Annotated in this window: 21 protein-coding genes; 15 read left to right on the top strand and 6 right to left on the bottom strand. The window is 46.0% G+C overall.

Annotation, left to right across the window (positions count from 1 at the left end):
• The first annotated feature begins 27 nt into the window (after positions 1 to 27).
• Positions 28 to 783 carry a metallophosphoesterase family protein gene (locus tag HP401_RS17115; protein WP_173605846.1) on the top strand — a complete coding sequence of 252 codons (756 nt, stop codon included), beginning with the start codon at positions 28 to 30 and terminating at the stop codon, positions 781 to 783.
• Between the two features lie 73 nt (positions 784 to 856).
• Here HP401_RS17115 and HP401_RS17110 read toward each other — a convergent pair whose 3' ends face one another.
• Both HP401_RS17110 and HP401_RS17105 read right to left on the bottom strand, forming a co-directional pair.
• Positions 857 to 2,473 carry a DHA2 family efflux MFS transporter permease subunit gene (locus HP401_RS17110; RefSeq protein ID WP_173605845.1) on the bottom strand — a complete coding sequence of 539 codons (1,617 nt, stop codon included), beginning with the start codon at positions 2,471 to 2,473 and terminating at the stop codon, positions 857 to 859.
• A complete protein-coding gene (locus HP401_RS17105; protein ID WP_217366122.1) occupies positions 2,461 to 2,910 on the bottom strand; it encodes a MarR family winged helix-turn-helix transcriptional regulator in 450 nt (149 codons plus the stop codon). Before HP401_RS17105 ends, HP401_RS17110 begins: the two co-directional genes overlap by 13 nt.
• A 273-nt stretch (positions 2,911 to 3,183) precedes the next feature.
• Between HP401_RS17105 and HP401_RS17100 the strand changes: the two genes are divergently transcribed.
• Both HP401_RS17100 and HP401_RS17095 read left to right on the top strand, forming a co-directional pair.
• The gene (locus tag HP401_RS17100; RefSeq protein WP_173605844.1) at positions 3,184 to 4,911 is read left to right on the top strand and encodes an amidohydrolase; all 1,728 of its coding nucleotides are present in this window, start codon (positions 3,184 to 3,186) and stop codon (positions 4,909 to 4,911) included.
• Between the two features lie 266 nt (positions 4,912 to 5,177).
• Positions 5,178 to 5,633 carry an SMI1/KNR4 family protein gene (locus HP401_RS17095; RefSeq protein ID WP_173605843.1) on the top strand — a complete coding sequence of 152 codons (456 nt, stop codon included), beginning with the start codon at positions 5,178 to 5,180 and terminating at the stop codon, positions 5,631 to 5,633.
• Positions 5,634 to 6,014: 381 nt separating this feature from the next.
• On the opposite strand, the gene HP401_RS17090 is transcribed toward HP401_RS17095, so the two are convergent.
• Complete coding sequence (locus HP401_RS17090; RefSeq protein WP_173605842.1) at positions 6,015 to 6,323, bottom strand: DUF3139 domain-containing protein; 309 nt, start codon at positions 6,321 to 6,323, stop codon at positions 6,015 to 6,017.
• 309 nt (positions 6,324 to 6,632) lie between these two features.
• Here HP401_RS17090 and HP401_RS17085 point away from each other — a divergent pair, with 309 nt between their 5' ends.
• Positions 6,633 to 7,352: an MBL fold metallo-hydrolase gene (locus HP401_RS17085; protein WP_173605841.1), complete on the top strand. Its 720-nt coding sequence runs from the start codon at positions 6,633 to 6,635 to the stop codon at positions 7,350 to 7,352.
• Positions 7,315 to 7,791: a GNAT family N-acetyltransferase gene (locus tag HP401_RS17080; protein WP_173605840.1), complete on the top strand. Its 477-nt coding sequence runs from the start codon at positions 7,315 to 7,317 to the stop codon at positions 7,789 to 7,791. Before HP401_RS17085 ends, HP401_RS17080 begins: the two co-directional genes overlap by 38 nt.
• Before the next feature lie 68 nt (positions 7,792 to 7,859).
• Here HP401_RS17080 and HP401_RS17075 read toward each other — a convergent pair whose 3' ends face one another.
• Together HP401_RS17075 and HP401_RS17070 are read right to left on the bottom strand one after the other, a co-directional pair.
• Positions 7,860 to 8,567: a response regulator transcription factor gene (locus tag HP401_RS17075; protein ID WP_173605839.1), complete on the bottom strand. Its 708-nt coding sequence runs from the start codon at positions 8,565 to 8,567 to the stop codon at positions 7,860 to 7,862.
• 34 nt (positions 8,568 to 8,601) lie between these two features.
• Positions 8,602 to 9,765: a sensor histidine kinase gene (locus HP401_RS17070; protein WP_173605838.1), complete on the bottom strand. Its 1,164-nt coding sequence runs from the start codon at positions 9,763 to 9,765 to the stop codon at positions 8,602 to 8,604.
• Between the two features lie 228 nt (positions 9,766 to 9,993).
• Between HP401_RS17070 and HP401_RS17065 the strand changes: the two genes are divergently transcribed.
• The 8 genes from HP401_RS17065 (at position 9,994) to HP401_RS17030 (ending at position 21,210) form a co-directional block, all read left to right on the top strand.
• Positions 9,994 to 10,377, top strand: coding sequence for a MarR family winged helix-turn-helix transcriptional regulator (locus tag HP401_RS17065; protein WP_173605837.1), 384 nt, complete (start codon positions 9,994 to 9,996; stop codon positions 10,375 to 10,377).
• Between the two features lie 38 nt (positions 10,378 to 10,415).
• On the top strand, positions 10,416 to 13,547 hold the full coding sequence (locus HP401_RS17060) for an efflux RND transporter permease subunit (protein WP_173605836.1): 3,132 nt from the start codon (positions 10,416 to 10,418) through the stop codon (positions 13,545 to 13,547).
• Between the two features lie 20 nt (positions 13,548 to 13,567).
• Positions 13,568 to 14,797, top strand: a complete 1,230-nt coding sequence (locus HP401_RS17055) for an efflux RND transporter periplasmic adaptor subunit (protein ID WP_173605835.1) — start codon at positions 13,568 to 13,570, stop codon at positions 14,795 to 14,797.
• Positions 14,798 to 14,941: 144 nt separating this feature from the next.
• Positions 14,942 to 16,393, top strand: a complete 1,452-nt coding sequence (locus HP401_RS17050) for a polysaccharide deacetylase family protein (protein ID WP_173605834.1) — start codon at positions 14,942 to 14,944, stop codon at positions 16,391 to 16,393.
• Between the two features lie 159 nt (positions 16,394 to 16,552).
• On the top strand, positions 16,553 to 17,560 hold the full coding sequence (locus tag HP401_RS17045; protein ID WP_173605833.1) for an ABC transporter substrate-binding protein: 1,008 nt from the start codon (positions 16,553 to 16,555) through the stop codon (positions 17,558 to 17,560).
• A 177-nt stretch (positions 17,561 to 17,737) separates the two neighbouring features.
• Positions 17,738 to 18,505: an ABC transporter ATP-binding protein gene (locus HP401_RS17040; RefSeq protein ID WP_173605832.1), complete on the top strand. Its 768-nt coding sequence runs from the start codon at positions 17,738 to 17,740 to the stop codon at positions 18,503 to 18,505.
• A gap of 13 nt (positions 18,506 to 18,518) precedes the next feature.
• Complete coding sequence (locus HP401_RS17035; protein WP_173605831.1) at positions 18,519 to 20,396, top strand: FtsX-like permease family protein; 1,878 nt, start codon at positions 18,519 to 18,521, stop codon at positions 20,394 to 20,396.
• Between the two features lie 190 nt (positions 20,397 to 20,586).
• A complete protein-coding gene (locus HP401_RS17030) occupies positions 20,587 to 21,210 on the top strand; it encodes a hypothetical protein (protein ID WP_173605830.1) in 624 nt (207 codons plus the stop codon).
• Between the two features lie 167 nt (positions 21,211 to 21,377).
• Here HP401_RS17030 and HP401_RS17025 read toward each other — a convergent pair whose 3' ends face one another.
• Positions 21,378 to 22,193, bottom strand: coding sequence for a DUF4097 family beta strand repeat-containing protein (locus HP401_RS17025; protein WP_173605829.1), 816 nt, complete (start codon positions 22,191 to 22,193; stop codon positions 21,378 to 21,380).
• Between the two features lie 428 nt (positions 22,194 to 22,621).
• Here HP401_RS17025 and HP401_RS17020 point away from each other — a divergent pair, with 428 nt between their 5' ends.
• Complete coding sequence (locus HP401_RS17020) at positions 22,622 to 23,641, top strand: ABC transporter substrate-binding protein (protein WP_173605828.1); 1,020 nt, start codon at positions 22,622 to 22,624, stop codon at positions 23,639 to 23,641.
• 20 nt (positions 23,642 to 23,661) lie between these two features.
• The gene (gene fhuB / locus HP401_RS17015) at positions 23,662 to 25,722 is read left to right on the top strand and encodes a Fe(3+)-hydroxamate ABC transporter permease FhuB (RefSeq protein WP_173605897.1); all 2,061 of its coding nucleotides are present in this window, start codon (positions 23,662 to 23,664) and stop codon (positions 25,720 to 25,722) included.
• The last annotated feature ends 65 nt before the right edge of the window (positions 25,723 to 25,787 follow it).

Below are 25,787 nucleotides of genomic sequence, written 5' to 3'. Positions count from 1 at the left end.
TCTAGCACCTCAATTGTAAAGGAGTATATGACCTTGAGCCAAAACAACCATTCCATCGCGGTGATTTCTGACGTACACAGCAACGCCTTTGCATTAGAAGCTGTTCTGCACGACATAGATTCCCGCGGAATTGAAACGATTGTGAATTTGGGCGATACCTTATTTGGACCGCTTGATCCGATCAAAACAGCAGAGCTCTTGATGGAGCGAGCTGAAATCATCCACATCATGGGTAATTGTGACAGATATTTACTGGGAGAGCAAATGGAGTCAATGACCTTCCAATACGTGAAACCACTGCTTACAAAAGAAATGCTCAGCTGGATCGGGTCGTTTCAAAAGCAATGGACACAGGATGATCTCTTATTTTGCCACGGGACACCTTTTGCCGATGATGTCTATTTATTAGAGAACGTCGCTCCATACGGAATAGAAGACAAAAGTGCGAATGCGCTAATGATTGAGCTGACAGGTATCCAACAAAAAGTCATTTTTTGCGGACACTCTCATGTGCCCAAATCCGTGTGGCTCCCAGATGGGAAGCTCGTAGTAAATCCGGGGAGTGTCGGGTTGTCTGCGTATTTTGAAGAAACGCCGTACCCGCATTCGATGGAATCGAAGACGCCCCATGCCAAGTACGTCACGGTAAAAAAGCAAGGCGGCTCGTGGTTAGTTGAGCACGTATTAGTTCCGTATGATTTCGAGCAGGCAGCCAGAAAAGCAGAGGAAAACGGGCGCAGAGATTATGCCTATGCAATCCGAACGGGAAGAGCAGAGCTGTAGCATGTGGCTCATACAGCAAATCCATACCCCATGAAAAAAAGGAAGAGGACAAGTGCCCTCTTCCTTTTCCCTATTAAGCCTTTCCTGCTTCGCCCTCCGGCTTCTGTCCCATTTTCCCACTACGCAGTGGAATTTCCTTTAGGAACAGTGCGATGATGACAGCTATGCCTGCTACAATCGCCCCAGTCAAAAACGTAGTCGTAATCCCATAGCTCATGGCTTCCCGGATCATATCCAGCATGTGAGTAAACAGCGGCTGTAAATCCGGTGGCAAACTAGCCAGCGCGGCTTCAATTTTCGGCTGATCCAACAAATTTTGTGGATTCGTAAAGAGCGACAGTTTCTCTGCCAGGGCAGGATCGGCTGCTGCGGGATTGTTCACCTGACCCATGGCTCCCGACAGTTGCGTCATTTTCGCAGTCATGCTAGCACTCATGACGGTTCCCATGACAGCAATTCCAATGGTCCCACCGAGGTTGCGGAAAAGCTGCGACGTTGCTGTAGCAACACCCAATTGCTGTGGTGCGACTGCATTTTGCACCGTCAAAGAGAAGACTGGCATCGCAATCCCGATCCCCAAGCCGAGAATGATCATGTAGATCACGAGCAAGTAAATCGGTGTGGTTGGCGACATGAAATACATCAGCACCATGCCCAAGGTCATGACGAGAAGTCCACCCAGCGCCATCTTTTTATATTTTCCCGTCTTGGTCATGATTTGTCCGGCGATTGCAGAGGTCGCGAGCATGGCAATCGACATCGGCATCGCTACATAACCAGCCATCGTCGGAGAGATGCCTTTGACCCCTTGGACAAAGAATGGCACATAAATGATAGCGCCCATCATCCCTGCGTTGAGGAAGAATCCGACCAGATTAGAGACAGTAAAAATACTGTTTTTGAACAAGCCCAGCGGAAGCACGGGAGTCTTTACTTTCCTCTCAATCATAATAAACACGATCAACGCAATGATTGTGGAGGCAAACAGACCAATAATTTGCCACGAGCCCCAAGCGTGTTTGCCTGGGCCATTACCTGTCCATGAGAAGGCGAGCAGCATCGGTACGATGGTGAGTGTCAGGAACAGCGAACCGAAGTAGTCCACAGACTCTCCTTCTTGCTTCGGTACTTTTGGGAAATGAATCATGATCAACAGAAAGGCAATTACGCCAATCGGCAAGAAGATCCAGAACACCCAATGCCAGTCGAGATGGTCGACGATATAGCCGCCCATCAGAGGACCAAGCACACTGGATACACCGAAGACGGCACTCATGATTCCGCCCCATTTGGCGCGCTCGCGGGGCTCGTACAGATCACCCATGGCGGTAAAAGCAGTGGACATGATGATCCCGGCACCCGCCCCTTGAATGCCACGATACGTAATCAGTTGAAAAATATCGGTAGAAAACCCGGATAACAAGGCTCCGATACTAAACAACGCAATACCCGTCAAAATAAACGGTTTTCTTCCATATATATCGGAGAGCTTCCCAACCAGCACAGAAGCGACGGTTGAGGTCAGCAAATAAATCGTAATCGCCCACGAATAGTAATCCATGCCACCCAGCTTCGAAATAATACGCGGCATGGCAACCCCGATAATGGTCTGGTTAATCGCGGCGAAAAACATGGCCGTAATAATCGCGATCATAATCGTCACTTTCTTTTTCTCTGTCAGCTGTTGCAATCTTGATTCTCCTCTCTTTGTTGATCTATATTCTTCAGAACCTGGTGATAGATGCGGACTAAGTGTTGTTTGTCTTCATCAGATACGCCTGCAAAAAACTGTTCAATCGTGCTCCTTACTACGGCTTTGTATTGCCGCAGGATATCTTTTCCTTGATCGGTTATGTCCAGTTGCACGACGCGGCGGTCCGTACTGTCACGATTTCTCGTGGCATAGCCGCAAGCAATCAATTTATCAGCGAGACTCGTAACGGCTCCGGGGGTAATATTCATACGTACTGCAATAGAAGATGCTTTCTGCGGACCGTTCATATCTAGGATTCGCAAAAGCATCGCTTGTGATCCTGATACGAGTGGATCCAAACGCTTGTGTGACTCAGCCGAAACCTTTCGTTGGAGTTGTATATAAAGTTCTTCAAAATTGACTTGGCTTTGCATCGTACCCTCTCCTGTTTTTATTGCTTAATTGTATATGGCGTTAAATGTTTACCCCCTAAAACATTTATGAGTATACATCGATTCATGAAGGAGAGTCAAATTAACCTTTTACCAATTTGACCAATTCAGGTGGTCATTATGTGATCAATTTCTCATGAATCGGGGAAAAATACTATTTTTCGACCGGACTTCATGGAATTTTCAGAGTTGCGATGCTACAATCAGTTTTGGCATTCTTTTCATCTTAGATAAATAGATAGGTGGGATTTTAACGTGTTTGGGAAAAAATTAACCAGCGCATTGCTCGCTACAGCGCTGATCTGCCCGATGTCGGCTTTTGCCGCCCAAGGGACAAAACAGCCAGCAGATGTCGTATTAACGAACGGTGCGGTCTACACAGTGGACAATAAGGACAGCTGGGCAGAGGCAGTGGCCATTCGCGGTGATGAAATCGTCTTTGTCGGCGCAGATGAATATGCGAAAGCACACATCGGCAAGAATACGAAAGTAATCGATCTGAAAGGCCAAATGGTATTGCCGGGCTTTATTGACAGTCATACGCATGCAAGCAAAACGACGGGACTCATTTACTCCATTGATTTGTTTGACGGAGGCTCTGTCGAGGAATACGTTGCGACCATCGGGAAATTCGTAAAAGACCATCCAAACGAACCAGCATTGCAAGGACGCGGCTGGAGCAATCCGGTAGTGCCTGGTATCGGTCCGCGCAAGGAAGTATTGGATAAAATCGTGCCAACGACTCCAATCGCGCTGACCTCCGATGATGGACATTCTTTGTGGGTGAACTCGGCAGCATTGAAGCTGGCCGGAATCACGAAGGGCACGCCAAACCCTGAGGGCGGCATTATCGAGCGTGATCCGAAAACAGGAGAACCATCTGGAACGTTGCGGGAAAGCGCAATGAATCTGGTGCTTTCAAAAATCGGCGGATACACCGTGCAGCAATACAAGTCTGGAATTGAAGCCTACCAGGAAAAAGCCGTTGAACGCGGTGTAACGACAGTGCGCGACCCGGATATGCTGCGCTATCCAAACGTATTGGAAGCGTACGAGGAGCTCGCGAAAGAGGACAAGCTGACCATCCGCTTCCGTAATGCGTTGACAGCGAATCCAGAAAAAGGACCTGAGCAGATCGCAGAATTTGTAAAAATCCGTGAGCGTAATCAAAATCAAAATCCGTTATTCCAGGTGAACGCCGTCAAAATCTTTTTGGATGGAGTCGTAGAAGGCGCCACAGCTTACTTGGAAAAGCCGTATGTCCATAAGGAAACAAACGGAGAATTAATCTGGAAGCCAGAGGTTTACAATCAAACAGCAGCCGCAGTAGACAAGGCAGGCTTCCAATTGCATGTCCATTCCATCGGGGATGCTTCTACCCGCATTGCACTAGACGGTATGGAGCTCGCTGAGAAACAAAATGGCAAGCATGACGCTCGCCACTCGCTCGTTCACTTGCAGCTGGTCAATGAAACAGACATCGAGCGCTTCAAAAAGCTGGGTGCAGTCGGAATCGTGCAGCCATTCTGGTTTATGCAGGAAGAGGGGTACTACGATGAGATCGAAGTGCCGTACTTGGGCCACGAACGCGCAGAAAAAGAATACCCGATGAAGAGCTTCCTGAAAAAAGGGGTGCATGTAGCTTCTTCGTCTGACTACATCGTAACGCCGGAATTCAATCCACTGCACGGCATTCAACAAGGTATTACCCGGATCGAGGAGGGTGTAACCGATCCGAGCAAAATTGCCAACCCAGACGAGCGTGCAACGCTTGCAGAAATGATCGCCAGCTTCACGATTGATGGTGCTTACGCCAACCACGTGGATGACATCACAGGCTCGATCGAAGTCGGCAAGAAGGCAGATCTCATCGTGCTCGATAAAAACTTGTTTAAAATTCCAGCCACTCAAATCAAGGATGCGAAAGTCGTGCTGACCTTGGTTGAAGGGAAGGAAGTTTATCGTCAGAAGGAAGCAAAGTAAGAGGGGAAAAATGGCTGTCCTTGTTGAGGCTGCTGTAAAAGTTAAAACAGTAAAAATTTTGGAGATACGAGTATCTCTCCTTAAACGCGAAGCGAGCCTTAGAAGCGATTCTTGAGGCTCGTTTTTCTTATAACTTGATACCCCCACCAAGAGATTTTCATCGAAAAACGGTGTCACCATGGTTTACGGGATATGATGCAGGAGACAACCCGTGTATGATGAATAATTGATTGATTTAATGTAGTCAAGGAGGAGGGACATTTCAGATGTTGAAGGATCTCATGACAACAATTAGCCATATAACAGGTGTGGAGTTTGTACAAGCCTCAAAAGAAGAGATTGCAAAATTAGAGTCACTCAATTTGCCTGAAGATTTCACGAACTATTTTTCTCAATATAATGCAACCAGAGTATTCGACTTAGGCGATTTAAGGATATGGTCAATTGCCGACGTACTGATAGAAAATTATGAATTAGTTCCGGGAAGAGATGTATTCAAATACAAGTATATTGTTTTTGCATCTAACTCATTGGGAGATGCCTACTGCTTTGACCTAAGCAAAGAAGGGATAGAATACACGTTAGATAACACCCCCATTGTCAAGTTAGATCATGAAGAAGACTATGAAATAATGAATAAACAACAAGTCAGTGAGTACGCTGAAAAGATTGCTGATAACTTGGTGATGTTCTTACAGAATGAGTTGAAGGAGAGCGATTAGGGATTACGAACTTCTCTCCCTGAACGGAAACGAGCCTTTGGAGCAATTCAACAGGCTCGTTTTTCTTACAACTTGATCCTTTCATCGAAAAACGGTATCACCATGGTTTACGGGATACGGTGCAGGAGACAATCCGTGTACTGATGAAATAATTAATTAATTAATTTAAGTGTAGTCAAAGAGCGCATCCAAAATGCTCCCCCTTGAACGACCGCTTTTCGCTAAATGAGCAGTACGATATCAATGACCGTTTGTATGTCGAAAACAAGAGCAATCGGAAAAGGGATAATCCCTGAAAACAGCCAAAAACGCCCGAAATTGAGGATTCAGACGTATGCTTTCATAATGCCTATTATCGGGACCCAACCAGCGTCCGGGGACTCAATTATGTTTGTATTCGTATCCTTTGGGTTTAAGCGTTGAATGTAAAGTTATTATTTTTCCGTTTTTTTCAGTATAAAAGTATTTTACATCGGGTTCATCAGCAAAAATAACTTCTACACTATAGAGCGGAAGCTTCCCAACAACGCCATCTACACTAACTATTGTTTTCTCATCAATATTTTTCTCGGTAATGAGATGTTGGCGTACCTGACTCTCTAAGCTTAACAAAGTTCCTTGAACATATATAACTGGAACAGAGATAAGGATTAAGCCTAGGAAAACTATAATCATTATTTTTTTGTTCATTTTGGTTATCCCCCCAAAAGTGATTTATATGGCCTTTGATAAACCACAATGTAGGACCGGACTACGATATAATTCACGTTCATCCAAAAGAACCCGTGATCGGTTCTAAGTGGGGGTTCAACCGAGATATACACGCCATATCTCGATTATAACCCAAATAAAGGGAAAATTATAAAGAAGAAGCCTTCTTTCCATACATCTAAAAGCCCATTTTTTGTGGACTGACAAACAGGGAGGGAGAGGATTATCCCTTGCTTTTAGGGAATCATTCATACCATTCAGATTCAAGCAAATGTGGAGGTGTCCGATTTGACTCAAACAGAAGGAATCAAAACGATCAAACTGGAGATGAACGCGGGAGGCAATCCATTCGTCGTCCACACCGCAGTCCTATGGGATGAGAATGAAGCCATTCTTGTGGATACAGGTATCCCTGGACAATTGGAGCTGATTCAGAACGTACTGGTGCAAGAAGCGATTCCTTTTGAAAAGTTGACGAAAATCATCATTACCCATCAAGACCGTGATCATATCGGCAGCTTGCCTGAAATAGTAGCAGCAAAGGAAGGAAGCGTACAGGTGGTTGCTCACGAGGTAGCGATTCCGTATCTGGCAGGAGAAACACCCTTGATCAAAAGTGGGGTACTGGCCCCTCCGGTAAAAGTGGATCATGCCGTACAGGATGGCGATGTTCTCCCTTACTGTGGAGGTATCCGGGTGATTTATACGCCCGGTCATTCCCCAGATCACATCTCTTTGTATCATATTCCCAGTAAGACGTTGATTTCAGGAGACGCCCTCACAGCACAAGATGGGGTACTGATGCCCTTCAATCCCGAATTCACGCCAGATCAACCGACAGCTCTGCAATCGATCCGCAAACTGCTCGAGTTCGATATAGAGACAGTGATTGCCTATCACGGCGGCGTTTGTACAGGGGGTATCAAACAACGACTAGCGGAAATCGTAGCAAAGGAGGGCATGGATTCAGATGAACATCCGCAGAGGGAAAGGACAAGAAGCAAGTGAACTGAGTGAGCTAGCCTATCGCTCCAAAGCTTATTGGGGGTACAGTGATGAATTCATGGAGGCCTGTCGCGACGACCTGACGCTATCATCTGCCTACATCGAGACGCAGGAAGTATATGTGTTAGAGGACGAGGGGAGCATCAAAGGCTTCATGAGTTTGGAAAAGGATGCAGAGCAAGAGCAGTGGCTATTAGGCTATTTGTTCATGGAACCGAAGGCAGTTGGAAAAGGTTACGGAAAGGCTCTGTGGCAGCACATGGTGGAGGTGGCACAAAAGCTGGATATCCCAGTCGTCACCATCCACAGCGACCCGTACGCAGAGTCGTTTTACTTGTCGAGAGGGGCAAAGCGGGTAGGAGAAATCGCATCTACCGTTTTCCCGGGCAGAACATTGCCGTTATTGGAAGTAGAAATCGAAAAGGGACGGAGTGTGGAATAGCTGCACTCTATTCCAAGCAGCATCAACGCTCAAGCATGTAAAATGCTTGGGCTTTTACGCTTCCTTCCTTATTTCACGATTTTATACCGGATCGCCTTGGCAACTGCCTGTGTACGATCTTCTACGCCCATTTTCTGCAAAATCCGATGGATATGCGTCTTGACGGTTCCACCTGAGATAAGCAGGTGCTGCGCAATTTGATCATTCCGTTTACCGTGGGATAGCTGCTCAAGTACGTCCCGTTCTCGATCGGTCAACTGATCAAACATGACAAGGGGTGGAAGCGCAGAGTCACAGTCGGCATCAGAGTCAGGCTCGTGATTCTTTTGTTGAAATTGTAGAACCTCCGCTAGAGCCTTGGCAGCTGTAGCCGTGTAGAACAGTGCCTCTCCCTGATGGGCCCTGCGAATGAGGTCCAACATCTCCTGTGAATCGGAATCCTTTAGCATATACCCGACAGCACCAGCGCGAATACCGTCTACGATGTAATCGTAGGTGTCAAAAGTAGTGAGGATTAATACTTTTATCGAAGGATGGAGTCGAGTGATTTCGCGTGTTGCATCGATTCCTGACATATTCGGCATTTGTACATCCATTAAGACTACATCAGGAATGATTTCCCCTACGATCTTCACGGCTTCTTCCCCATTAGAAGCCTCCCCGCTTACCTCCATATCCTTCTGCATATTGATGACATATCCCAATCCTTGGCGGATCATCGTTTGGTCATCGACCAGTACCACACGAATCGTCTCTTTTTTGTTTTGATTTTCCATGCTGGCATTCCTCCGTATTATCGCTATGTGTTTATCAAAGCGGAAAGCTGATGTCAATTTGAAAGCCGTGGGGCTCTCGTATGGAATAGGAAAGGTCTCCGTTTAATTCCTTGGTTTGTTCTGCGATACCTGTTAAACCAGAGCCGAGCTTGATTTTATGATGATTTGTCATATTCCCATTGTCCCAAATGGCCAGGAATAGGTAGTTTTGCTTTTTTTCAATCGTGATGAAAATTTCTGTTGCATCAGAATGTCGTATGGAATTGGTAATCGCTTCTTGGAGAATCCGGTAAAGCGTAATAGTCATCTGCTGAGAAAGAGGAATGTCTGGATTAGGACTGATCAGCTGCATTTTGATGTCGGTATGCTGTTGGGCTCGTGATAAGAGTATACGCAGTGGTGTGATTCCCAGAGAGGATTTGTCTGCAGCCAATGTATGTACAGACGAGCGTATATCATCGAGGCTTTGCTTAGATACCGTAAGCATGTCTCGGACAGCCTCCTGTGCGTCACTCGGTCCTCCTTGCAGCATGTATTTCAAAGCATTCAATTGAACGATTAAGGATGTGAGACTGTGTCCCAAGGCATCGTGAACATCGCGGGCGATTCGGGTCCTCTCCTCAAGGACAGCGGCACGAAGTGTATTCACAGAGGCCTCTTGAAGCTCAGAATGAGCTTCTTGAAGTCCAACATGCGCCTCTTGCAATTGTTTCAGATGCTGCTGACTCGATTCCTTTGCTTGATTTTGAATAGATAGTCCTCGTGCCCCGAGATACCATCCCATATAGGTCACGACATAGCCGATGACCTCCTCAAACATATAGTCTTTATGAAAGAACATGTAAGAAAAGGAGCATGCACCAAAAAAAATCGCGTAGTACAATGCTCGGCGTTCAAGGATATGGAATCCAATAAATGCCACCAATGGCAAGGATATACCGACTTCTTGCCCTACATATAGAACCTTTATAAATGACACGGTACCAATAACGATAATGGCGATGTCTTTTTGAAATGGTTTCCAATTTTTTTTGGGTCTGAGAAACATCAGCAGGTAGCAGAAGGTGATGATCATCGAGATGATAAATGGAATGGTGGGTTCATGAATGTAAGCACTTGGAATGAGAAAAAATGAGATCAATACAAAAAAACAAATGAGCAGGAAACGGGAGCGTAAAGATGCAGTTGAAGCGTTCAAGAAGACAACCTCCTTTCTTGGTATACGTACCCATTATAGTTTCATTTTAGCATGCGCTGTCGTCTATCTCCGGGTGTACGGTCTTCTATCTCTGGATAGATAAAATCAAATTCTACAATTTGACTACCCGATAGACTTCGGGGACGAATCGTATAAGTACAATTTGATCTATGGAGGGGAACACCCCAAACGATAGTCCGAAAAATAGAGAATGGGTAGGAGGCTTTTATGAACGAACTGTTTCAGTTAGCGAAGATTCTAAGAGAAACGAGCACCGTATTTACCACGCTTTCCATGCAAGCTTTGGATTCAAGTGATATCACCTGGCAACAAGTTCTCATTCTAGAGCAAATCGCGATCAGCCCGAAAACAATGGGAGAAATCAGCAAGGCGATTAATCTTTCCTATAGTACGACCTCAGGTTTAATCAGTCGGCTGGAACAGATGAACTTGGTACGCAGATTTCGCGATGAATCGGATCGGAGAATTGTGTGGGCAGCATTGACGGAGCGTGTACCAGCGAATTGGACGGAAGAAGAAGGAAGTGCTTGTACACCTATATTGCTGCATTCCTTGCGCGCGCTTATTTTGGAGAAAGAAATACTGAGCTGATACGCTGAGCTCCCTACAAACGAAGAGGTGAGAAAATTTTGAATATATCAGAGCTGTCCATTAAACGTCCAGTCACGATGATTATGATATCCATAGCCATCTTCATTTTTGGTTTGGTTACCTTTCCTCGCTTGGCTATTGAATTGATGCCATCGCTGAATGCTCCTGTCGCCGTAGTTGTTACCTCTGTGGAGGGGGCGGCTCCAGCTGAGGTAGAAAAGCTGGTTACCAAGCCGATCGAAAATGCACTAGGCACGGTTCCGAATTTAGACAAGGTCACATCAACCTCTGTGAACGGCTCCTCCTCGGTCATCCTCCATTTCAAGTGGGGAACAGACATGGATCAAGCGACGTTGAATATGCGAGATAAAGTAGATTTGGTCCGAGGGAGCTTGCCTGAGTCAGCTGGTTCACCAAGAGTGTTGAAATTTGATCCGACAAGTCAGCCGATACTTGATCTGGCTGTAACTGGCGATCAAGATGTCAACAAACTGAAAAAAATCGCGGACGATGTAATCAAGGCCCGTTTGGAACGAATTAACGGTGTTGCTTCTGTCACGGTCACGGGTGGGCAAGAGCGAATTGTCGATATCATCGTAGACCCAGCCAAACTAGCCGCCTATGGATTGACATTGGATCAAATAAAGGCAGCACTAGAAAACAGCAATGTATCAGGATCAGCGGGTGCGATACGGGAAGGTGACGCAAAGACCAGTATTCGCGTGCAAGGAGAATTCACCAATGTGGACACCATTGCACTCACGCCGATCTCTGTTGGTGGGAGCTTCATCCGATTGAGTGATATTGCCAACGTAACAGACACCATCAAAGAAGTGACCAATCTGAGCTACATTGATGGAAAGCCAAGCCTGGGAATTTCCGTGATGAAAGGCACAGGCGGCAATACGATCAAAATCGCAAAAGACGTAAAGGCTGAGCTGGAGAAGATTAATAGCACGCTTCCAGCAAATGTAGAAACAAGTATCGTTCTCGATACCTCTACCTATATCCAGAGTTCCGTTGACAACACGGTAGTACATGCTCTTGCAGGTGGTGCCATTGGCGTACTCATGCTGTTCTTCTTCTTGGGCAGTCTGTCGTCTATGCTTATTGCGGTCATTGTCCTGCCTGTATCGATCATATCAACCTTCCTGTTGATGTATATGACAGGCCAAACAATCAACCTGATTTCCCTGGCAGGTCTCACGCTCGGATTGGGATCATTAGTGGACTTCGCGGTTGTTATGCTGGAAAACATTTTCCGTCAGCGGGAACAAGGCAAAGGCATGATGGAAGCGGCATTGGTTGGTTCCAAAGAGGTAGGAACCGCGGTGATGGCATCCGCATTGGCACAAATTTGCGTATTCTTACCGATTGCACTGACAGAGGGGATTGTTGCTGAGCTTTTCGCACCGTTGGCATTGACGGTCGTTTTCTCACACATCGCAGCACTCGTTTTCACCTTCTTGCTGGTGCCAATGATGAGTGCTCGCCTGTTAAAAACTGTCCCGGAGCATACAAATCATGAAAACTATCGAGGCTTCAATCCACTAACCTGGTTTAACATCGGATTCCATAAGGTAGAAAAGGGCTATCAAAGGGTACTCAAATGGGCATTGGGTCATCGAAAAACCGTGATTGGATCTGCTTTTGCCATGTTGATTGGCTCTTTGATGCTAGTTCCCACTCTCGGAGCAGGGTTTTTCCCGGATATGGACCAAGGAGTAATCCAAGTAGAGATCAAGCTGCCGAAGGGTACTGTCTTGACGGAAACAGAAAAAGTAATGAAGCAAGTAGAAGAAGTGGTCAATCAAGTGCCAGAAAAGAAATTGGTCAAGTCCTCGGTCGGGGGTGGCGACGGTATTTCAGAGAGCGGTGCATCCACTTCTCATAACGCAACGATCGAACTGCACGTAGGAGAGATTACTACGAGACAGCGATCGACAGAGGCAATTGCTGTGGGCCTGCAAGAGCAAGTCAAGCATATTGCAGGAGCAGATATCAAGGTGAAATCCCTTTCCGGTGGTATGGGGGGCGGAGCAGCCATCTCGATTGAAATTCGCGGAGATGATCTGGACGTCTTAACGGAACTGAGCGAGATTGTAAAAGGGGAAATAGCCAAGGTACCGGGAACGATGAACGTATCTACCAGTGTTAAGGAAATGAGTCAGGAGTTCGATGTGAAGGTCGATACAGAGAAGGCGAGCTTGTACGGGTTGACAACAAATGAAATCCTTTCTGCTGTGCGAACTTCTTTCCAAGGTCAAACGGTTACCCAGTATCGTACGGGCGAAGATGAAATTGATATCAATCTCAAGCTGCCAGAAGATTATAAGGAAGATATCAATTACTTGAAGAACCTGCGTATTTCCACGCCAACAGGCGCTCAAATCAGCCTCACTTCCGTGGCGACCATTAGCAAAGTCGATGTACCACCATCGATTGAGCGCAAAAACATGACGCGTGAAGTGACGGTCACAAGCGATTTTATCGGGGATAACCTGCAAGCAGCCGCGACGGAGGTTACGAATATCATCAATAAGCTGAATGTTCCGGATGGTTACACCATCGAAATGGGCGGACAGAGCGAGGATATGGGAAATTCTTTTGTGAATCTGGGTCTCGCGATCATCTTGTCCGTCGTGCTTGTGTACATGGTCATGGCTGCTCAGTTTGAATCACTTTTCAGTCCATTTATCATCATGTTCTCGGTTCCTCCGAGCCTTACTGGGGTCATATTGGGGCTTCTGTTTACAGGAACACCTATTACTGTATCTGTTTTGATCGGGTACATTTTGCTGATCGGTCTGGTCGTGAACAATGCGATTGTGTTAATCGATTTGATCAATCAGTTGCGTGCAAAAGGTTGGGAGCTACATGAAGCGATTTTACATGCAGGACCTGCTCGTCTGCGTCCGATTTTGATGACAACCCTCACGACGATTATGGCTATTGCTCCGCTCTCCGTTGCTGCTGGGTCTGGTTTAGAACTGCAAGCGCCCATGGCTACTACCGTCATGTATGGCTTGATTTTCTCCACCATGATCACACTCATACTCGTACCTGTGGTTACCGTGTGGTTTGATGAGATGGGACAAAAGAGACGCAACAAACGAAAGCAAAAGCAGGAAAAGAAAATCCGTACTACGTTAGAATCGACAAATGCATGAGAAAAGAGGAGGAACCATTCATGATCATAAATAAAAGAATCGCGATTGTGGCGCTACTTTCCCTTACCTTGATCACAGGCTGCGCAAGCCAGGAGGACGCAGCGACGACTGCTGCCCCTCCAGCAGAAACGGTTACCCCTGTACAGGTTGCAACGGTGGCACACGGCGTGGTCACATCGGAGGCTGGACTGACTGCAAAATTGGCACCAAGTGAGGAAGTCCAAATGTCACCAAAAACTAGCGGGAAAATTGCATCACTCCCAGTAAAGCTGGGTCAGGCCGTAACAAAAGGACAATTATTGTTTACACTCGATACGAATGAGTTGTCTAACAGTGTAAGAGAGCAAGAAGCAGCTCTCCGTGTGGCAAAAGCGAACTTAACCCAAGCAGGCAGTACCTCTAACCAAAGCTTGGTTGAAGCACAAAATGATTTGACGGAAGCAGAACGAGCGCTTGCTGATGCACAACTGAATCAACAACGTAATCAGAAGCTGCTCGCAGAGGGAGCGATTGCTACTGAGAAAATGGAAGAGGTAAATACAACGCTCACAAAAGCCCAGATTTCCTATGACAATGCAAAGCAGAAGCTGCAAGGCGCGAAACAAAAAACGGGTGTGCAAGTATCGGCAGCGAGTGTAACGGAGTCCGAGGTCAGACTGCAAAATGCTCGTGAGCAACTGGCGAATGCAAAGGTTGTCTCCCCCATCGATGGATTTGTCGCAAGCGTGACCGGAGCAGTAGGGCAGATGGCAGGCCAGCAACCTATTGTGACCGTCGTCAAAACGAATCCACTTGTGGTCAAAGCGAATTTGTCTGAAGCAGATGTGACGAAAGTAAAAGTAGGAACAGTCGTCAAAGTAAACGTGCAGTCTACAGGCAAAACGATTGATGCAAATGTAACGGCGATTAGTCCGGTCATGGATTCGCAGCTCAAAGCCTATCCAGTAGAAATCACGATCCCGAATGCTTCACATGAATTGAAGTCCGATATGGTCGTGAATGTTACCTTCCCGCAAGGTTCAGAAGGAGCGAAGTCACTGGTTATTCCTCGCAAGGCCGTATTTGAGCGTGAAGGCAGACAATACGTGTTCAAGCTGGAAGGGGAAACAGCTAAGCAAGTGGAAGTGTCAACGGGCAACTCGACAAGCGAGTTGATTGAAGTAGTATCCGGCCTAGCGAATGGAGATAAAGTCGTGGTAAAAGGACAGACGCTGCTTGCAGATGGCGGCAAGGTGAGTATTCAGGAGTAAGTAGATAGGGAAGAAAAAGAGGCGGAGCAGATCCGTCTCTTTTTGTTATGAAATGGTAAAAACATTTACTCTACCAAATATGCCAAACAGAGTATAATTTTAGCTATGATCAATTGGGAGCAATGAGGGGATAAGGAGTCATACATGATTATATCTGCAAAACTGTGCAAAGGAATTGCACTGCTCATGACAGTCGTGTTCGTCTCTGGATGCTCGATGTTTGCGAGCAAAGATGAATCCACTGAGCGCCAGAAGACAGAGAAGAAACAGACTATCACTCGTTACACGGGTGAAAAAAGCAAGGTGCTGCCTTATGTATACACGGGGCGCAAGGAACTGGCCCTGACGTTTAACGGCATGGGCGACGATAAGATGATGAAAAGTCTTTTGGAGCAGCTAGATGCCCATAAGATCAAAGCCACTTTTTTTCTGCCGGGTATGCGTGTCGCCGAGGAGCCAAGCATTGCCAAGGACATTTTGTCCCGCGGTCATGAAATCCAGAACAACACATTGAATCAACTGGATATGAGCAAGCTCAGCTACGAGCAAATTTATCGGGAGATTCAGTTGAGTAATGAAGTCATCAAACGCGAGACGGGTATTTCCCCTCGCTATGTGAGAACCAAATCTGGTGATGTGACGGATGACGTCCGTTTGGCAGCCGCCCATCTCGGGATGGAAGCGGTCGTCAGCTATAACATCAACCCGAAGGACCGTGATTTGCAAAAAGACGCCAAAACCATTGGAGATTACATAACTCGCTACATGTCCAGAGGCAGCATTATCTCACTCAATACAGACATCAATCCTGAGGTGATCCCAGCCATTCCGTTGATCGCCAAGGCAGCAGCGGATATCGGCTACCAGTTTGTCCCGCTCAGTGAGATGGTGAAAAACGGCGGTGAACGCAAGCCGTTGGAACAAATACCAGGCTTTGACGCAGTAAAACTGAATCCGCAATTCGAAAATGCCGAGTACGAGATCATCTCTCAGGTCGACACAAATAAAAAACAGATCGCGCTCACCTTTGACGACTGGGGAAGCGACAAAACCGTAACGAAACTATTAGACATTTTGGCAGAGCATGATGTGAAAGCGACGTTCTTCTTGCGGGCAAAAGGGGTGGAGAACAATCCAAATTTGGCGAGAGCGATGGTGGAGAGTGGTCATGATGTGGCCAACCATTCGTATAGCCATCCGGTCATAACGACGCTGACAGCGGAAGAATTGCAGAAGGACGTGGTCAAAGCACACCAGGTCATTACCGAAGCGATCCAACAGCAGCCTGTCATGCTGTTCCGTCCGCCGACTGGCGTAGTAGACGATCACACAGCCAAAGTGATTGCAGCTACGGGATACAAGGTCATTGCGTTGTACGATGTCACCACATTAGATTGGGACAATAAAAACAGCGCCCAAGATATCGTAAATGGCGTCATGAGCAAGACGAAAAATGGCAGTGTCATTTTGCTGCATATGCTCGATGACATCCACACGATTGAAGCACTCCCGATTGTACTGGAAAGCCTGAAAAGCAAAGGCTACACCTTTGTAAAGATGGACGACATGATCAAACAAAGACGCTCCGGCAACTAATCCCTTTCTCAGAAAGGGATTTTTTTTGCCTTTTTTCGCAAAGCTCGGGCGATTGACAGTAAAAATACTCTTTGTTATAGTTTTATCGATAATGATAATCAATATCGTTCATGACATTACTTACATCTATCTTACAAACGTACATAAGGGAGGCTCATTATGCTTACGAACCAAACAGTAAAGGCTCTCCTTGCTGTCATTTTGGTGTTCTCGCTTTTTTTGACGGCATGCGGTGGAGCAAATACGGCAACGCAAGCACCCGCAACGGATTCTGCTTCCAAGCCAGCTGACAAGTCAACAGCAGCCCCTACTGAGAACAAAATGCGCAGCATCGAAACACCCAAAGGGACCATTCAAATTCCTGACAAGCCACAACGTATTGTGACGGATTACTACGCAGGCGAGTTGATTGCAGTAGGCGGAAATGTAATCGGCGCAGAGACGGAAGCTTTTAAAAGCCCGTTTACCGTTGAACCATTAAAAAATGCGCAGGACGTGGGTAGCCCGCGGATCAATGTGGAGAAAACGTTAGCGCTGGCTCCTGACCTCATCGTCGTCATGTATGATGACAATTATGAAGCCTTGTCCAAAATCGCTCCAACCGTTTATCTCCCGTACGGTACGGCGACCAACATTTACGATACGGTCAAATTGTTCGGAGAAGTGGTTGGCGACAAAGAAAAGGCAGACAAGTTCATTGTGGAGTTTGACAAAAAGGCTGCCGAGGGGCGCGAAAAGCTGAAAGGCATCGTGGATGAGAATGCAACGGTTGGTCTCTACGAGCTGACGAACAAAGGAGATTTGTGGATCTTCGGCGATCACGCTGGGCGCGGTGGTCAAACCGTGTACAATGCATTGAAGCTGAAAATGCCGCATGCAGACAAATCCAAAGAGCAAACCTTACAGCTGTCCATGGAAACCTTGCCAGAATACGCTGCGGATTACATGTTCGTGACTTTCTACAATCCGGAAAAAAATAGCGAAGCCTTGAAAACCTTACAGGAGTCCGCTGTATGGAATGCTACCCCTGCCGCGAAAAACAATCAGATTTTCTACAACGACTACGATACATTCTATCGGTATGATCCAATCGCGATCACAGCACAGATTGATATGTTCGTAGATATGCTGATCAAAAGACACGAAGAGAACAAGAGCAAAAAATAGATCACAAGAAAAGTCATCCCTCGCCGGATGACTTTTTTTCGTCTCACGTAATAAACCTTACAAAATGTAAAGAAAACTGTAAGGAACATCAATAGCTCCTATTCTGGAATTTGGTTACAGTTAATAGCGACCGAAACAACGAGCGCTAGCCAATAGATAGAATGGAGGAACGTAAGAATGAGTACTGCTGTACTAGAAGTGAAAGACGTTCAAAAAATATATGGGACAAAAGGTGAAAGCCAGTCGCATGCCTTAAAAGGCGTATCGATGACCATAGACAAAGGTGAGTTCGTGGGAATCATGGGGCCATCCGGTTCGGGTAAGACGACTTTGCTCAACGTGATTTCCACACTGGATCGTCCAACAGAAGGCTTCATTGAGATTGCGGGAACGAACATTACACAGATGAAGCGTAATCAGCTCGCAGATTTTCGTTCGCAAAAGCTCGGCTTCATTTTTCAAGATTTCAACCTGCTAGAGAATTTGTCCGTATATGAAAACATTGCATTGCCGCTGTCTCTGCAAGGTGTCCCTTCCAAAGAGATCAGCAACAAAGTAAGTAAAGTAGCACAAACACTCGGGATCGAAGAGATTTTGCAAAAATATCCGGTTCAAATTTCCGGGGGACAAAAACAACGCGCCGCGGCAGCACGCGCACTTGTGCATGATCCTGCGATTTTGCTGGCGGACGAACCGACAGGCGCCCTCGACTCAAAGAATGCGAAAAGCTTGCTGGAAACGATGACGGATTTGAACGAGAACCACCAAGTATCAATCATGATGGTTACGCATGACGCCTTTTCTGCGAGTTATTGCAAACGGATCTTGTTCATTCAGGACGGCAAGCTGTACACCGAGATTCAACGTACGGGAGATCGTCAGCAATTTTTCAAACAAATTCTGGATGTACTGGCCGAGCTAGGTGCATCACATGATGTACGCTAGGAGGTAACGTTTCATGCTTTTCAAGCTATCCTTGTCCAGTATGCGGAAGATGATGAAGGACTACCTGGTTCTGCTCGTGGGTCTGGTCATCTCCATTTCGATTTTTTACATGTTCCAGACGCTTGCCCTCAATTCTGATTACACGAAAAACAACGCGATGATTTCTTCGATTCAGATCGTTTTCAATGTAGGGGCATTCCTGCTGGCGTTTATCACGATTTTCTATATTTTCTATGCCAACTCATTCCTACTCTCGCTAAGGCGCAAAGAGCTCGGAATGTACATGGTCTTAGGAGCGAAGAAGGGGAAAATCAGCCAGATTTTGTTCCTGGAAACATTGACGATGGGGATTATTTCCTTAGTGATCGGTAGTTTGGTTGGTATTGCGCTCGCAAGCGGCATCGGCGTCTTGCTCATGAATCTGCTGGAGATTTCGACAGATGGGTACTATCCTTTTTATCTGCCAGCGGTTTGGGTGACATGGGGATTCTTCCTCATTCTGTTTATCATCACATCTACGATCAATGCGGCTCGTTTGGCTCGTGCAACTGAGCTCGCTCTCATCCGTGCTGAGCAACAAAATGACCAAATCAAGTCAAAAGGAATCGGAGCCATTTTGGTTGCTATCCTTGGCGTGATCCTGTTGGCTCTGGGCTATACATGCTTGCACTTGCTTATGTACCTGCAAGCACTCGGCTTTATTGTAGGGGCGATTTCATGCACCATCGGGACGTACTTGATTTTCATCTCGCTGTTGCCAGTTCTTGTACAGGCTTTGAAGAAAAATAAAAAGCTGAATGACAGCAAGTTGAACGCATTCACCTTTGCTCAGCTGCGCTTTCGGGTGAACAACTTGACCAAAATCCTTGGTACAGTAGCTATGCTGATCGGGCTTGGTGTTGGGGCGATGGCAGGGGGCTTGGCCTTCCAGCAAAACGTCAATTTGTTTACCACGGTGTTCCATGTGTATGACGTGAATCTGCATGATCCGGTTGAAGCGGATTATCAGGCACTGAAAAAAATGAACGTCCTGGAGCAAAATACGTATCGATACAAAGTCGACGACAAGGCGTATTACTACTTGAAGGAAGACTTGCTGGCAAAACCGTTGTTGCTTTCCACGAACAGCATTCAAAATTACTCTGCTGAAAACAAGCCAAAACTTGTGACTGATCCGCTTCCGAAAGAGACGTATATCGTTAGTTCGTCAAAAGATGACAAAGGTAAATACGATGCTATTCCTGAGGATTGGGACAAAGCGATATTCACCAACTTTATCAACTACCAGATGATTGAGGGTAAATCTGTTCTGGTTGTGGATCAGACGAAATATGAGCAAACTGCTGGAAGTGAACACAAGGTCCTTCTTGCCCAGGTTGACGACTATTTGAAATACACACAGGAATTAAAAGCAATGGATGAACGCCAAAAGCAACTGATTGGGTCTATCACAAATGTGGAAGCGAAAGACGTATACACTTCTTCCAAATACAGTACGTATGCGGGGATGTATATTTTCACAAGCGGAACGATGTTCATGGGCTTCTTCCTCGGAATTGCTTTCCTGGCGATGATGGCGAGCTGCCTGATGTTCAAAATCTTGTCCGGTGCTTCCCGTGACAAAGATCGTTACAGCATGCTGAGAAAAATCGGCGTACGTCAATCGTTGCTCGTAGGTTCGATCTATAAAGAGCTGTTCATGGTATTCATTTTCCCGGCGATCATCGGTCTGATGCACGTATTGATCGGTATGGAGATGTTCTCGTTCATCCTTTTGGATCCGTACCTGAACATCTGGATTCCAACGCTGATTTTCGTTGTGATCTATGCGATTTACTATTACATTACAGTTCAGCTTTATCGTGGAATTGTGTTGCCAAAAGAAGTGTAATTTTAAGAGAATCAATCCTCCTCATTAGAGGGGGATTTTTTCTTTTTTTACGGAAAGGGACGAAAACATGGGATAAGCTATATGACCAAAGAACTTTAAGAAAAATTTTAAGTTTATCCCACTATATATTTTAGAAGTTTTTTCTAACTTATACCTAGGAAAGAAATCATAAACGTGAAGGAGAATTGGTATGAAAATAAACCTTAAAAAAACATCCGTACGTTTGGCAGCTTTAGGATTGGCTACTGCAATTTCCCTATCTGGAGCTTTAGTAGTAAGTGCAAATGAAACCCCAACTCAAAAGACTGTAGCTCAAAACCAAGATTTGTATGCAGGAACTTACAAAAAGCTCTCAGCTTCCGAAGCTCTTGCCGACAAGGCTGTGAAAGCAGCAATCGATAACGTCTATGCACAGTTTCCAGAAACAAAATCTTATGAGATCACTGCTTATCAAGATGTGGTTTCAAAAGGTGAGTATGATAAGTATGTTATTAGACTTGAAAAAGATTCAAACAACTTTTTTCACTTTGCAATAGATTCGAAAACGGGGAAGGTTAGCTATACCATACAATCATTGGATGCTGCTACAGTTCTATCATACCCAAATGTAAAACCCGGGGTAGATAAATTCTATGCCTCACATCCAGAAGCAAAATCCTATGTGATTTCAAGTGCCAATATTGTAGACAACTTTGTAGGCAAATTTAGCAGATATAACCTTACGTTTACTGGAAAAGATCCCAAACAATCTATCACGATTGGAATAGATGTGAAAACGGGAGAGATTATGCCTACGAAGAAGCAAGAGAATTAGGAAATAGTGTTGTAGACTGAACCTGTTGAGATACCAAAGTTGCTTTGGAGTGAGGCTATCTAGAAAGTCGGCATAGACTGACTTTCTAGATAGCCCCTTTACGTTTTATCACGACCATAAGGCCAGGCCTGATCATGATTATGGTAAGCCTGGTACGATGATGACACTTATTTTTTGAATAGAATTTCGCCCACTTGTGTGGAAATGTTGAGCGTTGCATTCTCGGATTGAGCCTTACCCACATATCCATGGAGTTCTTTGGAAACAACCGATGTGGTATTTGTTGCTTTTTCAAGATTAACCTGATTATCGATATTTCCCATTTCTGTTGATAAACTTACATATAGAGGTGCTAATTGATCCGGTAGAGCGAATTCGACGTTTCCAAGGTTAGTAGATATGTTACTGCTTTCCTTGCCAATGACATCCGTTACGGTGATGTTGCCAGCACTGCTGCTTACATTTAAATGTTGGACCGACAATTCTGACTCAATGAATATGTCGCCAACTTCATTAACTATCTCAAGGGATTTGAAGTCTTTATAAGGAAGATGGATCGTTAAGGATGGCAATTGATCCGTATTTATCAACTTCTTTTGTTCCTGTTTAAGCATAATCTGTAATGTTCCATCTTGGATCGATGTAGTCACGTTGGTATCTATTCCTTGTGAACTGCCCTTGGATAATTCCCATTCTGCTTGAGTGATTTGTTTGTCTCCTATGACTTTAACTATAGCAGCGTTACTCTGAATTTTTAGGGAATGAATGTTAGTTACATCTATTTGAGAAATATCTCCTTTTCCTGCATTCGAGACATTCTTAATGTCCGATGTTTCTGAATTTGCAATTGTGTTCGTCGGTATAGAAGCGTTTTGCTGGGACGAACTTTGTGTACTAGTGACGGAGGATTCCTTCGTACATCCAGCTATTCCGATACTGGCAGCGGCCAGGAGAATCATTGCTAACTTCATGTTGTTGTTCAAACGTTTATCTTCCTTTCTTCTGCATATGCTAGACAGATCGTCATTTCAAATTACGTGATCTTGTTTGTACATTAATCGTACAGTGGTCAGAAAGATTTGGTAACGGACTTTGGCTTGAATAAGAACTGGACTTAAGTCTAGAAGAGCCTCCGCCTTTAAACCTAGAGGCACATGATGAATCGAATAGCGTAATTAAACAGCGGCGAGTCTAAGACTTTTTTTCAGGTCTTAGGTCGCTGCTGTTTTATTATTATTCGGGTTCAGTCAAAATTTTTCTGAGTCTGGAGGTTTTTTTAAGACTTTGAACACATCTCACCGTTGACAAAGATAATGATAATCATTATCATAATCAAAGGTTGGTTGGAAATCATGTCCATCATCCTTTCTCATTCGATGTAACACCTAGAAAAGTAAGGGGGAATTTTTTCATGCGTCTTATAAAACTACCAGTGATGCTTGTATTTATGTCTGCGATGCTGTTACTCGCTGCTTGCGGCAATGCAGGGTCAACTGCACAATCTGGTTCCAACCAAGCTGCTACAGCTCAGCCTGACGCCGCGAAACCGGCAGAAGAGCAAGTACGCATAGTGAAGCACATGATGGGAGAGTCGACTATCAAAGGTACTCCTAAGCGTATCGTTGCATTGGAATGGAGCTCAGCAGAGCATTTGTTGGCTCTTGGTATTCAGCCTGTAGGGATTGCAGATATTCCGAATATGAAAAAATGGGTCAAACTCCCGGTGGAGATTGCCCCGGAAGTAGTGGATGTAGGAAGTCGTACTTCCCCGAACCTGGAATCGATCATGATGTTGAAGCCAGATTTGATTATCGGTATTAAACGAAATGTAGAAGCCAATTACGACGAAATGAGCAAAATTGCTCCAACGATTGCTTTTGATACGAATCCTGCTGAAGGTCAGGGATCACAGTATGATCGAATGATCGAGATTTTCAAGCAAATTGCGGATATTACGGGTAAAAATGCAGAAGCTGAAGCTGCTTTGAAAGACCTCGACAAGACTTATGCGGAAGCAAAAGAAAAGCTAACCAAAGCTGGTGCAGATAAAGTTCCATTTGTCCTCGCGATGGGCTACAGCAGCCAAAATGCAGTAGAATTCCGTTTGTCTACGGATAACTCTACAGCAGCAAGCATCTTGATAAATATTGGTCTGACAAATAAGTATAAGCCTAAGAAATTTGAGCAAACAGGAATGACACTGGCAGATGTGGAGGCACTTCCAGCGTTGCAGGATGCGAATTTCCTCCATATCATTCAAAATGATGACAACGTGATTGAGAATCAATTGAAAAACAACCCAGTTTGGAACGGCCTTACTTTTGTGAAAGAAAATCGCGTCTATGCGCTGGGCGGAGATCTGTGGCCGTATGGTGGCACCATGTCTGCAAAGATTCTCGCAAATAAAGCTGTTGATCTGTTGGTAAAATAATGAGTTTAGCCAAAAATAAAATGTTCACACGAACTGACATCACTCCAGCCACTTCCTCACAAAGAGGGGGCTGGAGATTGTTCTTGATGTTAGGGAGTGGACTTGTCGCTCTGTTCGTGCTTACATTTGTCAGTTTGACACAGGGGATGGCAGACATTTCTCTGCGTTCTGTTATTCAGGCCATTATTGCTCCGCAGGACATTTCCGATCACCATATGATACAAGGTGTCAGGCTTCCGAGAACGGTCATGGGGCTTTTGGCTGGTGCAGCATTGGCGATTGCCGGAGCTTTGATGCAGACAGTGACACGAAACCCGCTCGCTTCGGAAACGACATTGGGCGTAAATGCGGGTGCCTATTTCTTCGTGGTGTTCGGGATGGTTTTTTGGCCATCATTCTTGCATGACCACCCGCTTCCATTTGCGATGGCGGGCGGAATACTCGCAGCCGTTACCGTATACTTCATGTCTGGCGGGCGAAAAGGCACGCCTGTGCGTGTGGCATTATCCGGGATGATCGTCACCTTGGTGTACTCCTCCTTGACGAGTGCCATCATCTTGTTTAACGAAGAAACGACAAATGGCATTTTCCTCTGGGGCTCGGGCTCCCTGAAGCAAAATGACTGGTCGGGTGTAGAATTCAGTTGGCCTTGGATTGTAGCTGGGATTTTGGTCAGCTTTTTTATGGCCAGGCAGCTTGATGTACTTAGTCTTAATGAAGAAACAGCGAAGTCATTGGGGCAAAAGGTGGCAAAAACACGGCTTTTCACCATGTTTATTGCGATCTTGGTTACATGCGTCAGTGTCAGTGTGGTCGGTCCAATCGGTTTCATCGGACTCGTGGCTCCGCATCTGGTGCGATTGTCAGGCATCACCCAGCATAGATGGCTGCTGCCACTATGTGCCATCTGGGGGGCAGCGCTGCTTGTGGCTTCTGATACGATTGCACGTATGTTCATCAATCATTATGGTGAACTTCCGGCAGGAGCCATCACGGCTGCTATTGGTGGCCCGTGGTTGATTTGGCTGGCTTTGCGTGTCTCGCGCAGTATGACTGCTGGGACTGGCGGCTCGATGAGTGTCGGTGGAGCACAACGCAAAGTTTCATATCCGCTGATTGTGTCCATGCTTGCAGTGCTACTCGTGGTCGTATGGATGCTCAGCTTGTCTAGCGGAAACTTGTACCTGCCCTGGACGGAGATCATCGCCATTTTCATGGGACAAGGAAACGAGATGTACAGTCAATTGGTGTTGGAGCTTCGGATGCCGCGACTGTTGACAGCGATGTTGGCAGGTGTGGCACTGGCGATCAGCGGAAGTCTCATGCAGAGTGCAGTGCGTAATCCACTGGCTGATCCGCAGATTGTCGGTGTCACGAGTGGTGCGGGTGTAGGGGCGATTATCGTGCTCCTCGTGCTTCCTCAATTCTCGGCTTGGATGCCCCTTGGGGCTGTTGCAGGGGGAATCATCTCCGCTGCGATTGTGTATGCAGTCTCTTGGAGAAGGGGACTCAATCCAATCATCTTGACGCTAGTAGGAATTGCGGTTTCTGCAGCAGGTGCCGCCCTTATTAATATCTTAATCGTACATTCGATGATCTTGGCAGCGCCTGCACTCACTTGGCTGGCAGGAAGTACATACGGGCGGGGATGGATGGAAGTAGGTCGCCTGTTGCCTGCGATCCTCGTTTTAGCACCGATTGCGTGGTGGTTAGGACGTCGGGTGGACCTCTTGTCATTTAACGACGAGAGTTCAACTGGATTGGGGTTAAAGGTGCGGATGACGAGGTTGTCTGTGGCAGTCATTGCCGTGTTGCTCGCTTCAGCGGCAGTTGCCAGTGTCGGAGCCGTAGGATTTATCGGCCTTCTCGCTCCACATGCAGCACGTATGCTGGTTGGCCCCCATCATCGCCGTGCAGTCGTCGTCTCAGCCATGCTTGGAGCTGTATTGTTGGCTGCTTCTGATTTGCTAGGAAGGATCGTCATGATTCCGAAAGATATTCCGGCGGGGGTCGTGGTGGCGTTGCTAGGGGCGCCCTATCTGTTCTTGCTGATGTTCCGTTCGAATCGTTCCTCGCAATAGACGTAGGCAAGTACTTGCCAAATACAAAGATCTTCAACATGATGAAAGTAGAACAGGCTGATTCC

The sequence above is a fragment of the Brevibacillus sp. HB2.2 genome, assembly GCF_013284275.1.
GTDB classification, from domain to species: domain Bacteria; phylum Bacillota; class Bacilli; order Brevibacillales; family Brevibacillaceae; genus Brevibacillus; species Brevibacillus brevis_D.
Note: the sequence above shows the minus strand (reverse complement) of the source record. Positions and strands in the feature narration are given on the sequence as shown.